Origin of the sequence: Rhodococcus sp. LW-XY12 (assembly GCF_019317345.1) — a bacterium.
Taxonomy (GTDB): domain Bacteria; phylum Actinomycetota; class Actinomycetes; order Mycobacteriales; family Mycobacteriaceae; genus Rhodococcus; species Rhodococcus pyridinivorans.
This window is the reverse complement of the sequence record NZ_CP079225.1, coordinates 1924783-1939394: the sequence shown is the minus strand read 5'-3', so window position 1 is coordinate 1939394 and position 14612 is coordinate 1924783. Positions and strand designations below refer to the sequence as shown.

Genomic DNA, 14612 nt, shown 5'->3' with positions numbered 1-14612 from the left:
TTCCCAGAGCCCGCTGGCCGCTGTCATCCCTGCTCACTGTCGTGGTCTTCTTATCACTTGAGAGCCGGCGCGAAGTCGTATGCGGATTCCGCATGTTCGGCTTCGTCGATACCGCGGGCCTCTTCCTCGTCGCTCACACGCCAGCCCATGGGCTTGAGTGCGAAGGCGATCACTGCGGTGACGACGGCGGTGAACACCAGGGCGACGACTGCGATGACGATCTGGATGACGAGCTGCTTGTAATCGCCACCGTAGAACAATCCGGTCTCGGTGCCGAGGAAGCCGATGGCGACCGTGCCCCACAGGCCGGACACGAGGTGGACACCCACGACGTCGAGCGAGTCGTCGTAACCGAACTTGTACTTCAGACCCACCGCGAGGGCGGACAGGACACCGGCGATGACGCCGAGGGCGATCGATCCGACCGGGCTCAGCGAGCCGGCAGCGGGGGTGATGGCGACCAGGCCGGCGACGGTACCGGACGCGGCACCGAGACTGGTGGCCTTGCCGTCACGGATGCGCTCGGTGAGGAGCCAGCCGAGGATGGCGGCGGCAGTGGCGGTGGTGGTGTTGACCCAGGCCAGGCCGGCAGTACCGTCGGCGGCGAAGGCCGAACCGGCGTTGAAGCCGAACCATCCGAACCACAGCAGCGCGGCACCGAGCATGACGAACGGCAGGTTGTGCGGACGGAAGGCGGTGCGACCGAAGCCGGCACGCTTGCCGATGACGACGGCCAGGACGAGAGCGGCGATACCGGCGTTGATGTGCACGACCGTGCCACCGGCGAAGTCGATCGGCTCCACCGCAGCGCTGACTTCTCCGCCGTCCTCGACGGTGCCGAACATGGCCGCTGCGATGCTGTCCTCGGAGCCCGAGAGCAGGCCGCCACCCCACACCATGTGGGCGAGCGGGAAGTAGGCGCAGGTGACCCAGATGGCCGCGAACGCCATCCACGTACCGAACTTCACGCGCTCGGCCAGCGCACCGCTGATCAGGGCGGTGGTGATGATCGCGAAGGTCACCTGGAAACCGATGTCGATGATCTGCGGGTAGTTGCCCGAACCACTTGCAAGGAACTCACCATCCTCGCCGTACATGGCTCCCTGCAGACCGAACTGCTCGAAGGGGTTCGCGAAGATCCCGAGTACGCTCTCGTTGCCGTAGGACATCGACCAGCCCCACAGGACGTAGATGACCCCGATCACGGCCATCGCGCCGAAGGACATCATCATCATGTTGAGCACGGACTTGGAACGGGACATCCCGCCGTAGAAGAACGCCAGGCCCGGGGTCATCAGAAGCACGAGCGACGCTGCTATCAGCATCCACGCTGCGTCGCCGGTGTTCACCACTTCCTCCACTTGCAACCTCCCTGTAGGCCGCGCCGAGCGGCGCGTTGTCGAGGGAAAGCTTGCTGCCCGGATGTTTCCGTGGAGGCGCCGCGCTGTTTCGTGGGCGTGAACGCAGGAACCGACCTTGTTTCATCCTTGTTTCACACTTTTCGGACACCGCATCCCCACCGACGGAACCGGCCGCTGCCCGCATGAGCGGACAGCGGCCGGAACAACGGACGCGGTGCGGATCAGCCCAACAGGGCGTCCACGAAGGCTTCCGGTTCGAAGGGGGCGAGATCGTCGGCGCCCTCACCGAGACCCACCAGCTTCACCGGGACGCCGAGTTCGTGCTGCACCTGGAAGACGATGCCGCCCTTGGCGGTTCCGTCGAGCTTGGTGAGCACCACACCGGTGATGTCGACGACCTCGGCGAACACGCGGGCCTGCATCAGACCGTTCTGGCCGATCGTCGCGTCGAGGACGAGCAGAACCTCGTCGACGGCGGCCTTCTTCTCCACGACGCGCTTGACCTTGCCGAGCTCGTCCATCAGGCCGGTCTTGGTGTGCAGGCGGCCGGCGGTGTCGACGAGGACCGCGTCGACACCGTTGTCGATGCCCCTCGCGACGGCATCGAACGCCACCGCGGCCGGATCGGCGGCCTCCTTGCCGCGGACGACCTCGGCGCCGACGCGTTCGGCCCAGGTCTGCAGCTGGTCGGCGGCCGCGGCACGGAAGGTGTCGGCGGCACCGAGCAGCACCCGGCGTCCGTCCGCGACGAGCACGCGGGCGAGCTTGCCGGTCGTCGTGGTCTTTCCGGTGCCGTTGACACCGACGACGAGCAGCACCGCGGGATGGTCCTCGTGCGGGAGGGCCCGGATGGAGCGGTCGAGCTCGGGGCGGAGCTCATCGACAAGCACGCTGCGCAGCACGGCGCGGGCGTCGGCCTCGCTGCGCACGTTGTTCACGACCATCTCCTCACGCAGACGGTCGACGATCTTGGTGGTCGTCGCGGCACCGAGGTCGGCCACGAGCAGCGTGTCCTCGATCTCCTCCCAGGAGTCCTCGTCGAGATCGCCACCACCGAGCAGGCCGAGCAGGCTCTTGCCGACCGCTGACTGCGAGCGGGCCAGACGGCCGCGCAGGCGGACGAGGCGACCTGCGGTGGGTTCGATCTCCTCGATCGGGGCTGCCGGAGGAACAGCGGCCGGTCCGGCCGGTTCGACGATTTCCGGTTCGACGACCTCGGGTTCGGTGACCTCGGGTTCGGCAACGGTCTCTGTCGCCGGGGCGGGCTCGACCTCGGGCTCGACGGGCTCGGGAGCGGGACGCTCCGGCTCCGGGGCGACCTCGGGCTCGACCGGCTCCGGTTCGGCAGGCTTCGGCTCCGCAGGCTCCGGCTCGGGCTTGGGCTCGACCTTCGGCTCAGGCTTCGGTTCGACCTTCGGCTCGGGCTTCGGTTCCGCCTTCGGCGCAGGCGCAGGTTCCGCCTTCGGCGCAGGCGCAGGTTCCGCCTTCGGCTCGGCGGGTGCGGGTGCGCTCGGCGGAGCTTCGGTGATCTCCTCCGGCAACGGCACCGTGCGGGGCGCCGGCTCCGGCTTCACCGCAGGCTTCGGTGCCGGTTTCGGCGCAGGTCGGGGGGCCGGCGCCGGTGGCGCGGCCGTGCCCTGCGAGAAACTGAATCCGCTCTGCGCCTTGTAACCGCCCGAGCGGTCCTTTGTCTCGGCGGAATCGAGCTGCGGGGTCTCGGGCGCCTTCAGCGACACCTGCCGCCGCCGGTAGAGGGTCAGACCGACGACGAGCGCGACGAGAACGACCGCCAGCGCGGCGGCGATGACTATCCAGGCTCCGGTACTCACGCACCCATACTGTCAGGCCTGGAGCTCTTCCTCCGGTTCGGGGACCGGTGTCGCGATCTCGCGTCCGCGCAGTCGCTGCGAGATGACCCGGGTGATGCCGTCGCCCCGCATGCTCACGCCGTACAGCGCATCGGCGACCTCCATCGTCGGCTTCTGGTGGGTGATGACGATGAGTTGGGACTTCTCGCGCAGCTGCTCGAACAGCCCGATCAACCGTCGCAGGTTGGTGTCGTCGAGCGCGGCCTCGACCTCGTCCATCACGTAGAAGGGCGACGGACGGGCCCGGAAGATCGCGACCAGCATCGCCACCGCGGTCAGGGACTTCTCGCCGCCCGACAACAGCGACAGGCGCTTGACCTTCTTGCCCGGCGGGCGGGCCTCGACCTCGATGCCGGTGGTGAGCATGTCGCTCGGGTCGGTGAGCACGAGCCGCCCCTCACCGCCGGGGAACAACTTCGCGAAGACCTGTTCGAACTCGCGCTCGACGTCGGCGTACGCCTCCGTGAACACCTGCAGGATTCGCGCGTCGACCTCCTCGACGACAGCGAGCAGGTCCTTGCGGGCGCTCTTGACGTCCTCGAGCTGGGTAGACAGGAAGTTGTACCGCTCCTCGAGCGCCGCGAACTCCTCCAGTGCGAGCGGGTTGACGCGTCCGAGCGTCGCGAGATCCTTCTCGGCGCGCTTGGCCCGCCGCTCCTGGGTGACCCGGTCGTAGGGCATCGGTTGGGGAGCGACGACCTGTTCGCCGCGTTCGCGGGCCTGCTCGTACTCGGCCATCTCCAGCGGCGTCGGCGGCAGCGGCACGTCGGGGCCGTACTCGGCCACGAGGTCGTCGAGGGCGATGCCGTGCTGCTCGAGGATGGTCTGTTCGAGTTGCTCGATCCGGAGCGAGGCCTGCGCCCGGGCCACTTCGTCGCGATGCACCGCGTCGGTGAGCTGGTCGCGCTGCACGGACAGTTCGCGGACGAGTTCGCGGGCCCGTTCGAGTTGCTCGGCGCATTCGGCGCGGCGCCGGTTCAGGTCGTCGCGCTGTGCGAGTGCCGTCGTCACGGCCACCTCGAGTTGTTCGGCGAGTCGCTGCCCTGATTCGGCCACCGCCGCGGCGACGGCCGCCGCCTGACGACGCGCGACGCGGGCACGTTCGGCACGAGCGCGGGCCTCGCGCTCGGCTTGCGCGGCGCGGCGGAGCGAATCCGCTTTGCCCCGAAGCGCTTCGGCACGTTCCTCGGCCGTGCGTGCCGCGAGTCGCGCCTCGACCTCGACGGCCCGGACCTCGGCGAGCGCGGTCGCGGCCATCTCCCGCTCGGCGGCGGTGTGATCGGTGCCCGCACCGTCGCTAGTTCCGGCCGAGTCGTCCTCGGCCAGGCGCAGTCGCTCCTCGAGCTCGACCAGCTTCTCCCGTGCCGCGTCGCGTTCCTTCTCTGCCTCCGTGCGTTGAGCTGCGAGGCGTCCGGATTCGGCGTGAGCGGTGCGTGCCGCCTGGCCGAGCCGACCGAGTTGTTCGTAGACGGCCGACATCGCCGCGTCGGACTCGTTGAGCGCGGCAAGGGTCTGTTCGACGTGTTCGGCGCGTTCGGCCTGTTCCGCGAGTGCGCCCGCGAGGGCTGCGGCCAGTTCCTCGGAGCGACGTTCGGCCTGTTCGAGGCCGGCACGGGAGGTGTCGATCGCCGCCTGGATCTCGAGGGTGCTCGGGGCGCGGTGCGAGCCGCCGACCACCCAGCCCGCGCCGGCGAGGTCTCCTCCGCGCGTCACGGCGCGCAGATCGGGCCGGGCAGCGCAGACCCCGAGGGCAGTGGGCAGGTCGTCGACCACGACGGTGCGGGCCAGCAGGCCGTCGACGCCGCCGCGCAGGTCTGCGGGGCACTCGACGACCTCGCGGAGCCATCGGGCACCGGACGGCAGGTCGCCGGTGTCGGTGGGACCGGAAGTGCCGGGCAGGACGAATGCCACCCGGCCCTGGTCGGCTTCGGCGAGCGCTGCGACCGCCGAGATCGCGGCGTCGGCCGACTCCACCTCGAGGGCGTCGGCCGCGGCGCCGAAGGCAGCTGCGACGGCGGCCTCGTATCCCGAGGACACCCGGAGCCGGTCGGCGAGGCGCCCCACGAGTCCGTCGCCGGAACGCGTGTCCATCAGCCAGGCCGCGCCGTCGGTGCGTTCGAGTCCCATCGACAGGGCTTCGATACGGGCGCCGAGCGAGGCGACCACCTTGCCCGCGGCGCGTTCTGCCTCCTGGAGTTCGGTGACCCGCTCGTCGGCGAGCCGCTGTGCTTCCAGCGCTCGTTCGTGCTGCGCGTCGGCGTCGATCTCACCGGCGTCGAGATCGTCGATGCGTGCCTGAGCGGTCTCGAACTCGGCCTGTGCGGCGACGCCGCGGAGCCGGGCCTCCTCGATGGCGACGGTCAGGCGTGCGATCTCCGCGTCGATCGATTCGGCGCGGGTGCGCATCGTCTCGACCTGGCCTGCGAGACGCGCGAGGCCCTCGCGCCGGTCGGCGACGGCACGCACCGCGGCCAGATGTGCGCGTTCGGCGGCCGCTGCGGCCTCCTCCTGCGCGGCGAGCTGCTCGCGGGCCGCCTCGAGGGCTCCGTGCGCGATCTCGACGGCCTCGACCAGTTCCGCTTCCTCGGCGGCGATCCGGTCGGCACGGGCTTCCATCTCGTCGGGATCCTGACCGGAACGGTCCTCGGGTTCGGCGTGCAGGTGCCGGGCGCGTTCCTGCGCGACCCGCACGGTCGCCGAGACGCGCTCGGCGAGGGCGGACAGGCGGAACCAGGTCTGCGACGCCGCTTCGGCACCGGGAGTGAGCTGCGCGAGGGCCTGTTCGTGGCGGGCGAGTTCGGCGTTAGCGTCGTCGAAGGCCGCGAGCACGGTGTCGAGCCGCTCCCGGACCATCTTTTCCTGCTCGTCGTGCCCGGCGAGTTCGGCGCGGCGCGTGACGAGGTCGTCGGCGGCCAGACGTAACCGCGCGTCGCGCAGGTCGGCCTGGATGGTCTGGGCGCGACGCGCGACCTCGGCCTGCCGGCCGAGCGGTTTGAGCTGGCGGCGCAGCTCGGCGGTGAGGTCGGTGAGGCGCGCGAGGTTGGCCTGCATCGAGTCGAGCTTGCGCAGCGCCTTTTCCTTGCGCTTGCGGTGCTTGAGGACGCCGGCGGCCTCCTCGATGAAGGCGCGTCGGTCCTCCGGGCGGGATTCGAGGATCGCGGCGAGGCGGCCCTGACCGACGATGACGTGCATCTCGCGGCCGATACCGGAGTCGGACAACAGTTCCTGTACGTCCATGAGACGGCAGGAACTGCCGTTGATCTCGTATTCGCCCGCGCCGTCGCGGAACATGCGGCGAGTGACGGAGACCTCGGAGTACTCGATGGGCAGCGCACCGTCGGAGTTGTCGATGGTGAGCGTGACCTCGGCGCGTCCGAGCGGCGGGCGGCCGGCGGTTCCGGCGAAGATGACGTCCTGCATCTTGCCGCCGCGCAGGGCCTTGGCGCCCTGCTCCCCCATCACCCAGGTGAGTGCGTCGACGACGTTCGACTTGCCGGACCCGTTGGGGCCCACCACACAGGTGATACCCGGTTCGAAACGGAGAGTCGTCGACGAGGCGAAGGACTTGAAGCCCTTCAACGTCAGACTCTTGAGGTACATGGGTGAGAACTCTACCGGCGGGTTGTGACCGCTTTCCTAGGCCGGGTGCACCGCGCGGACCGTCCCGTCGAAACCGGTCGTGTACAGGACGTTCGGGTCCCAGCCCGGTCCCGAACCGAAGGCGAGCGAGGACATCAGCGGGATGCCCTCGGCGATGCGGCAGCTGTGCCCGGTCGCCGGATCGACCCGCAGGACCGCGCCGGCGAGGTTGAGCGCGATGTACAGCGCGCCGTCGGGACCGATCGTGAGGTCGTCGGGCATAGAGAGCAGCCCCGGCCCGGGCAGGTCGATGCTGCGCACGGGTCCTTCGAGGTCGCGTGCGTCGAGGATGTGGAGCCGGTTGACGTTCTCGAAGGTCGTCACGGTGTAGACGGTGTCGCCGTCGACGGCGATGCCGTTGACGGATCCGAGATCGGTACGGACGACGCGGGCCTCGCCACCGCCGGCGGGCACGAGGGTGAGTCCGACCTCGCCGAGATCGCGTGAGGTGAGCATCGATCCGTCCGACAGCCGGCCGAGGCCGTTGGGCATGACCAGCCCGGTGCCGTGGGTGCCGCGTTCACCCGTGTCGAGGTCGAGCGTGTCGATCGTGCCGTCGGCGATCCCGGCCAGCCCCGAGACGGTCGTGTTGCCCACGTTCAGGTACACGGTGGGAACGTCGACGACGATGCCGCCCGGACCGGTCACCTCGGACAGCACGGTGGTCACGCTGCCGTCGGGAGTGATCCGGCGCAGCGCTCCGGGGCCGACGAAGGAGGTGTCCGAGACGAGCAGACTGCCCCGCTCGTCGAACGCAAGGTTCTCGAGGACACCGAGCCCCGACGCGACCGTCGTGACGGACCGCGGTGCGCAGGCAGCGGGACCGGCCGCCGCCGGTGCTGTGGCAGCGGGACCGGCCGCCGCCGGTGCTGTGGCAGCGGGACCGGCCGCCGCCGGTGCTGCGGCCAGGGGTGCCACTGCCACAGCGGCGGCTGCTGCCGCCACCATCGTCGAACGTACATGCCTGCCCATATGTCTCCCCTCGCCGACCGCGACCCCCGGCCGCGTGCACCCGATCGCGGCAGGATACCAAGCCGAACGGACAAACAGGACGGACGTCAACGTTCGACGAAACCGTCGAGGTCGCCGCGCGCGGGATCCCACGAGTCGACGACGAGCCGCACCTCACCGGGGGTGTCGCCGGACCGCAGCCACGCGAGGAGCTGTTCGAGTGCCGGCCGGGGGCCCTCGGCCACGACCATGACGCGACCGTCGGGATGATTCGTCGCGTGCCCGACGAGACCGAGTTCGAGTGCGCGGGCACGCGTGAACCAGCGGAAACCGACCCCCTGGACGCGGCCGTGCACCCACGCCGTGAGCCGTTCGACGTCTGCGGGGGCGCTCATCGATCAGTCCTCAGGGGTGATCGTCAGCGAGACCTCGGTGCCCGCCTCGAGCGTGCGGCCCACCGTGCACACCTTGTCGACGGAGCGTTCGACGAGGGCGATGAGGCGGTCCCGTGCGTCTGCGTCGAGCTCCGACAGGTCGAGGACCATCTCCTCCTCGAGGTGCGGGTAGACCTCGTTCTCGCGGTCGGCGGCACCGGAGACGCGGATCGTCGCGTCGTAGTCGTCGCCGAGCCTGCGGGACAGCGGGAAGTCCGAAGCCATGCCGGAGCACGCGGCGAGCGCGATCTTGAGCAGCTCGCCCGGGGTGAAGACGCCCTCGACGCTCTCCGAGCCGATGAGCACCTCGGCGCCGCGGGAGCTGCGTCCGGTGTAACGGCGCGTGCCGGTGCGCTCGACCCACAGCTCGGTGGTGGGAAGGTCGGAAGTCTGGTCAGCCATGGAGGAAATCCTGCCATGTCCCGTCGACCGGGATGTCGCGCAGGATGGTCACGAAGTCCTCGACCTCGGCGGACGACGCGTCGGCACTGCGTCGCAGCACTCCGACCGGTTCGACGGTGCCCGCGGTGGGTAGGTCCAGGCGCCGGACCACGCCGTCGGCGAGGTCGTCCCGGGCCGCGCGTTCGGTGGTGATCCACACGGCGTCGCTGCGCCGCACCACCCCGCGTGCCACGGCGAGGTCGAGTGTCTCGATCAGCCCGACCGGCAGTCGCAGGCCGTGACGTTCGAACAATGCCTCGGTCGCGTGGCGCGGTACGGTTCCGCTGGTCGCGACCACCAGGGGGTGTTCGAGCGTGTCGGCGACGGAGACGGAACGCCCGGCGAGGGGGTGGCCGGGCCGGACGACGAGGATCAGCGTCTCGGCGTACAGGAGCTCGAACGACAGCCCCACCATCCGGGACGGTTCGGCCATGCGCCCGAGGACGACGTCGAGGGCGCCGGCGGCGAGCGCCGACAGCAGGACGGCATTGGGGTCGGTGCGGATCCGGATGTCCAGATCGGCGCGCACGCGGCGCAGCTCCGCCAGAGCTTCGGGGAGTACGTACCCGGCCACGGTGGGTAGGGCCCCGATCCGCAGCGGCTCGCGGGCGGGTTCGGCCGCTCCCGCCAGTGCGGCCAGAGCTGCGTCCAGTGAGGTGGTGACGTCCTGCGCGTATCGCAGGAAGCGGTGACCCGCAGCGGTGAGGCGCGCACCGTGTCGGCCGCGGTCGAGGAGTTTCGCTCCGGCGAGCACCTCGAGCTCGTTGAGTGTCTTCGTGACGGCCGGCTGACTCAGCTGCAACAGTTCGGCGGCCCGACCGACCTGACCCTCGCGCGCGACGGTGACGAAACATCTCAGGTGCCGGAGGCGGATGCGTCGCACCTGCTCCGGGACGGACGAGGACGGACCGAACGCGGATTGCATTACTGAAAGTTATGAATCAACTGCCGTTTTGTCAATTTACATGAGTTTTTATTCACCTTATGGTTGTGTCCACAGCTCAGAGATCGGAGATCGCATGTCCACCGGCGAATACGTCGAGCGCGACCACACACTGCACCCACCCGCGCTCACCCCCGGCTACCGCACGTCGGTGCTGCGCGCACCGCGCAACGCGCTCATCACGCCGAAGCCGACCCTGTCGGAGATCACCGGACCTGTCTTCCGCAGCGACGAGCTCGGCGCCCTCGACAACGACCTGATCCTGAACTTCTCGAAGGACGGCCTGCCGATCGGTGAGCGCATCATCGTCCACGGCTTCGTCAAGGACGAGTTCGGCAATCCGGTCGAGGGCGCACTCGTCGAGGTGTGGCAGGCCAACGCCGGTGGCCGGTACCGCCACAAGAAGGACACCTATCTCGCTCCCATCGATCCGAACTTCGGCGGTTGCGGGCGGATGCTCACGGACGCGAACGGCTACTACCAGTTCCGGACGATCAAACCCGGCGCATATCCGTGGGGCAACAGCCGCAACGCCTGGCGCCCGGCGCACATCCACGTGTCGATCCTCGGCCGTGGGTGGGCCCAGCGCCTGATCACCCAGCTGTACTTCGAGGGCGACCCGCTCATCGAGAAGTGCCCGATCGCGCGGACGATCCCGACCGTGGATCAGCTCCGCAGCCTGATCGCCCAGGAGGACCCCGCCTCCAACGCGCCGTTCGACGCCCGCGCCTACCGCTGGGACATCACCCTGCGCGGTCGCCGCGCCACCTTCTTCGAGAACACCGACCTCCCGGGAGCCCCGCGATGAGCCTGCCCACCGATCCCTACCGGCCCGTGTCCCCGCTGCTCCCCCGCGCGATGGTCACGCGTTTCCCGGAAACGCCCTCGCAGACCGGCGGCCCGTACGTCCACATCGGGCTCGCGCCGCAGCAGGCCGGCTTCGACATCTTCGACAACAACTTCGGCAACGTCCTCGTCACCGACGAGACCGAGGGCGAGCGAATCGTGTTGGAGGGCCGCGTCATCGACGGCACCGGCACCCCGGTGCGCGACGCCCTGCTCGAGAGCTGGCAGGCGAACGCGCACGGCCGGTACACACATCCGGACGACGCACAGGACAAGGATCTCGATCCGAACTTCCGCGGCTGGGGACGCACCGGCGGCGACTTCGAGACGGGCGTGTTCACGATCGAGACGATCAAGCCCGGGGCCGTCACCAACCCCGACGGCTCCGTCTCGGCACCCCACATCCTGCTGGTGATCTTCGCGCGCGGAATCAACCTCGGGCTGCACACGCGGGTCTACTTCGAGGACGAGGCCGGGCTCAACGCCGAGGATCCCGTCCTGAAGGGCATCGAATGGGAGGTGCGGCGCAACACCCTGATCGCGTCGCGTTCCGAGCGCGACGGACGCACCGTCTACACGATCGACATCCGGCTGCAGGACACTCCGGACGGTGGCGCCGAGACGGTCTTCTTCGACATCTGAACCACCACCTTTCCGAACGGCCCGGTATGCGCGTGCGCTACCGGGTCGTTCGCGGTCGTGGCTGACACTTCGGGCAGCTGTACGACGAGCGGTTCATGAACTTCTCGCGGCGGATCGGCGCGCCGCAGCGTCGGCACGGCTCGTTCTCGCGTCCGTAGACGTTCAGGGAACGCTCGAAGTAGCCGGACTCCCCGTTGACGTTGACATACAGGGCGTCGAACGACGTACCACCCTGCCCGAGGGCCTCCGCCATCACCTCGGTGGCCGCATCGAGAGCCGACCGGAGCTTCGGACGCGACAGCGCGTCGGTGGGCCGGTTGCCGTGAATCCTTGCGCGCCACAGCGCTTCGTCGGCGTAGATGTTGCCGATTCCGGAGACGACGGTTTGGTCGAGCAGCGCACGCTTGATCTCCGTGTGCTTGGTGCGCAGCACGGCCACGACCGCATCCGGGTCGAACCGGGGATCCATCGGGTCGCGGGCGATGTGCGCGACCGGCAGCGGCAGACGATCACCGTCCACCCCCACGAGCGGGGCCAGGGCCCAGCCTCCGAAGGTGCGCTGGTCGACGAAACGCAGATCGGCACCGTTGTCGAGGACGGCGCGGATACGCAGATGCTTCTCGTCCGGCACGGTCGGAGGCTGCACGAGCATCTGCCCGCTCATCCCCAGATGCACCACGAGAGCCAGATCGGCCGGTTCGAGCACGAGCCACATGTACTTGCCGCGGCGCTCGACCGAAGCGACCTTCTGACCGGTCACCTGCAGTGCGAGATCGCGCGGACCGGGCTCGTGCCGTCGGACGGCACGCGGATGCAGCACCTGCACCGAGTCCACAGTCGCGCCGACGACGTGCGCGTCGAGTCCGCGACGGACCACCTCGACCTCGGGAAGTTCGGGCACCTGCGGTCAGTTGTCCTCGGTGGGCGTGTCGGCGGATCCGGACTGCTGGTCGGAAGCCCCGGCATCACCGGTCTCGGCAGCAGTGCCCTCGGTCAGCGCGTTCCATGCGGCCGACGCGGCCTTCTGCTCGGCTTCCTTCTTGGTGCGTCCGACACCGGTGCCGTAGGGATTGCCACCGATGAGGGCGGTGGCGGTGAATTCCTTGTCGTGATCCGGACCGGTGGCGGTGATCTCGTAGGCGGGAACACCGAGACCGCGCTCGGCGGTGAGTTCCTGCAGACTCGTCTTCCAGTCCAGACCGGCACCGAGGCGCGGGCCGCGTTCGAGCAGTGCGGCGAACAGGCGCAGAACCACTTCGCGCGCGACGTCGATGCCGTGCGCGAGATGGACGGCGCCGAGGAGCGATTCCATTCCGTCGGCCAGGATGCTGGCCTTGTCGCGTCCGCCCGTCAGTTCCTCGCCCTTGCCGAGCAGGAGATGCACTCCGAGCCCGCCTTCTCCGAGGCCGCGCGCCACCTCGGCGAGCGCGTGCATGTTGACAACGCTCGCGCGGATCTTGGCGAGTTCGCCCTCGGACTTGTCCGGGTGGGTGAGGTAGAGCTTTTCGGTCACCGCGAGCCCGAGGACGGCATCGCCGAGGAACTCGAGACGTTCGTTGGTGGGCAATCCGCCGTTCTCGTAGGCGTACGAGCGGTGGGTGAGCGCCAAGGACAGGAGTTCTGCGTCCAGAGGCACGCCGAGGGCGGCGAGGAGAGACTCGTGGCTCTCTTCGCCGCCCTCGGTAGCTGTTTCGGAGGACTTGCTCGTCACGTGAATACCGATTAGACGGGCGCGGTCACCTGACGGCCGTTGTAGGTGCCGCACGACGGGCACGCCACGTGGGGCAGCTTCTTCTCTCCGCAACCCCGGTTCGGGCAGGTGACGAGCGTCGGCGCAGTGGTGTTCCACTGGCTGCGCCGCGACCGGGTGTTGGAACGCGACATTCTGCGCTTGGGGACGGCCACGTCTACTTCTCCTCGTTGTTCGAGCTGTCGATTTGACTGCTGGGTTCTTCGGAGCCCGCGCCGAACTTGGCTGCCAACCCAGCCCAGCGAGGATCCATTGTCTCATGACGGTGCCCGGATTCTGCAATCGCCAGGCGAATGCCGCATTCGGGGCACAATCCCGCACAGTCGTCACTACACAACGGCTGCAGCGGAAGTTCCAGACCAACCGCGTTCACGAGGACCGGTTCGAGATCGATCAGATCGTTCTCGACGCGGTACACCTCGTCGTCCTCGGTGGTCTGCTCAGTGACGCTGTTCGGGTAGGCGAACAGCTCGGTGAGGTACACGTCCACCGGCTCGGTGAACGACTCGAGGCATCGAGAGCACTCGCCGAGGGCGTCGACACGAACACTACCGGTGACCAGGACGCCCTCGGACACCGACTCCAGGCGGAGATCGAGATCGATCTCGGAGCCTTCCTCGATCGCGATCAGATCGAGCCCGATGCGCGAGGGTGACGGCACCTTCCGCTCGACCGTACGCATCGAACCGGGCCGGCGGCCCAGGGAGAGCGTGTCGAACACCAGCCCCGAGTCCCGGCCGGAACGGGACGTGCTGGAATCACGGGTGGACACGGGGAACTCACCTTCTTCGGACGACGCAGGACACGACTCGGTCGTGATAGGGCAACCGCTCCATGATACGCGATGGGCGGCAGGAGCGAAAATCCGGCGGGTCAGCGGCGACGGCTCGCCCGGTGGTCGGCCTCCGCGAAGTCGGGAGCACCCGACAGCCGCAGCTGCTGCCGGCCGCGGCCGACGGACCGCAGCGTGGTGCCGAGCAGTTCCTCGAACTCTCCCAGCTTGCCGTCGATGTACTCGTCGCACTCCGTCCGGAGACGGTCGGACTCGGCGTGGGCCGAATCGATGACACGCGCCGACTCGGCGTGTGCGGCCTGCACGACCTCGGTCTGCGACACCAGACGTGCCTTCTCGGCCTCGCCCTCGGCCACGGAACGCTCGTAGGACGCCTGCCCGGACTCGACCAGACGGTCGGCCTCGACGCGGGCACGCCCGGTCACGCTCTCGTACTGCTTGTTGCCCTCGGCGACGAGATCGTCGGCCTCGGCCTGCGCATCGCGCACCAGTTCCTCGGCGTGGGCGCGGGCCTCCTTGACCATCCGGTCCGCTTGGGCCTTCGCGTCCGCGAGCATGCGGTCGGCGTCGGCGCGCGCGTCCTCGAGGAGGGTGCGTGCCTCCTCGTCGGCGTCCCCGACCGTCTTGTCGGCCTGAGCCCGCGCGTCGTTGATCAGCTTGTCACGGTGATCGAGGACGTCCTGCGCGTCGTCGAGTTCGGGCGGCAGCGCATCGCGCACATCGTCGAGCAATTCGAGGACATCGCCGCGCGGTACCACGCAGCTCGCCGTCATCGGAACGCTACGTGCCTCTTCGACGATTGCGACCAGCTCGTCGAGTGCCTCGAATACCCGGTACACGCCCAACCCCAATCACTCGCTCGACACGACCGGTGCGGCCGCGCCGCCGTCCAGTCTGCCGCAGCGCAGGGCACGCTCGTGTGCCCTGCGCTCGGTGTGTCGGGA

General features: G+C 69.1%; 14 protein-coding genes. 2 read left to right on the top strand and 12 right to left on the bottom strand.

Going from position 1 to position 14612, the window contains the following annotated elements:
• Positions 1-53 precede the first annotated feature (53 nt).
• The 7 genes from KXC42_RS09120 to KXC42_RS09090 all read right to left on the bottom strand — a co-directional run bounded on the left by KXC42_RS09120 (position 54) and on the right by KXC42_RS09090 (position 9619).
• A complete protein-coding gene (locus KXC42_RS09120) occupies positions 54-1361 on the bottom strand; it encodes an ammonium transporter (protein WP_006551219.1) in 1308 nt (435 codons plus the stop codon).
• 221 nt (positions 1362-1582) lie between these two features.
• A complete protein-coding gene (ftsY, locus tag KXC42_RS09115; protein WP_219130231.1) occupies positions 1583-3190 on the bottom strand; it encodes a signal recognition particle-docking protein FtsY in 1608 nt (535 codons plus the stop codon).
• Positions 3191-3202: 12 nt separating this feature from the next.
• Positions 3203-6829 (bottom strand): chromosome segregation protein SMC, encoded by a 3627-nt coding sequence (gene smc / locus KXC42_RS09110; protein WP_219130230.1) that lies wholly within the window; start codon positions 6827-6829, stop codon positions 3203-3205.
• A 36-nt stretch (positions 6830-6865) separates the two neighbouring features.
• Positions 6866-7840 (bottom strand): SMP-30/gluconolactonase/LRE family protein, encoded by a 975-nt coding sequence (locus KXC42_RS09105; RefSeq protein WP_219130229.1) that lies wholly within the window; start codon positions 7838-7840, stop codon positions 6866-6868.
• A gap of 86 nt (positions 7841-7926) precedes the next feature.
• On the bottom strand, positions 7927-8214 hold the full coding sequence (locus KXC42_RS09100) for an acylphosphatase (protein WP_006551215.1): 288 nt from the start codon (positions 8212-8214) through the stop codon (positions 7927-7929).
• A gap of 3 nt (positions 8215-8217) precedes the next feature.
• Entirely contained in the window at positions 8218-8655 is a 438-nt protein-coding gene (locus tag KXC42_RS09095; RefSeq protein ID WP_006551214.1) for an OsmC family protein, read from the bottom strand.
• The gene (locus tag KXC42_RS09090) at positions 8648-9619 is read right to left on the bottom strand and encodes a LysR substrate-binding domain-containing protein (protein ID WP_219130228.1); all 972 of its coding nucleotides are present in this window, start codon (positions 9617-9619) and stop codon (positions 8648-8650) included. The genes KXC42_RS09095 and KXC42_RS09090 overlap by 8 nt, the downstream gene beginning before the upstream one ends.
• A gap of 94 nt (positions 9620-9713) precedes the next feature.
• On the opposite strand from KXC42_RS09090, the gene pcaH reads away from it, so the two are divergent.
• Both pcaH and pcaG read left to right on the top strand, forming a co-directional pair.
• On the top strand, positions 9714-10445 hold the full coding sequence (gene pcaH, locus KXC42_RS09085) for a protocatechuate 3,4-dioxygenase subunit beta (RefSeq protein WP_006551212.1): 732 nt from the start codon (positions 9714-9716) through the stop codon (positions 10443-10445).
• Positions 10442-11125: a protocatechuate 3,4-dioxygenase subunit alpha gene (gene pcaG, locus KXC42_RS09080; RefSeq protein ID WP_219130227.1), complete on the top strand. Its 684-nt coding sequence runs from the start codon at positions 10442-10444 to the stop codon at positions 11123-11125. The genes pcaH and pcaG overlap by 4 nt, the downstream gene beginning before the upstream one ends.
• Positions 11126-11162: 37 nt before the next feature.
• Here pcaG and mutM read toward each other — a convergent pair whose 3' ends face one another.
• The 5 genes from mutM to KXC42_RS09055 form a co-directional block, all read right to left on the bottom strand.
• A complete protein-coding gene (gene mutM / locus KXC42_RS09075) occupies positions 11163-12026 on the bottom strand; it encodes a bifunctional DNA-formamidopyrimidine glycosylase/DNA-(apurinic or apyrimidinic site) lyase (RefSeq protein ID WP_219130226.1) in 864 nt (287 codons plus the stop codon).
• Between the two features lie 6 nt (positions 12027-12032).
• Entirely contained in the window at positions 12033-12836 is an 804-nt protein-coding gene (gene rnc / locus KXC42_RS09070) for a ribonuclease III (protein WP_006551209.1), read from the bottom strand.
• An 11-nt stretch (positions 12837-12847) separates the two neighbouring features.
• The gene (gene rpmF, locus KXC42_RS09065) at positions 12848-13030 is read right to left on the bottom strand and encodes a 50S ribosomal protein L32 (RefSeq protein ID WP_006551208.1); all 183 of its coding nucleotides are present in this window, start codon (positions 13028-13030) and stop codon (positions 12848-12850) included.
• Between the two features lie 2 nt (positions 13031-13032).
• Positions 13033-13647: a DUF177 domain-containing protein gene (locus KXC42_RS09060; RefSeq protein ID WP_006551207.1), complete on the bottom strand. Its 615-nt coding sequence runs from the start codon at positions 13645-13647 to the stop codon at positions 13033-13035.
• A gap of 101 nt (positions 13648-13748) precedes the next feature.
• Positions 13749-14507, bottom strand: coding sequence for a DivIVA domain-containing protein (locus KXC42_RS09055; protein ID WP_006551206.1), 759 nt, complete (start codon positions 14505-14507; stop codon positions 13749-13751).
• Positions 14508-14612 lie beyond the last annotated feature (105 nt).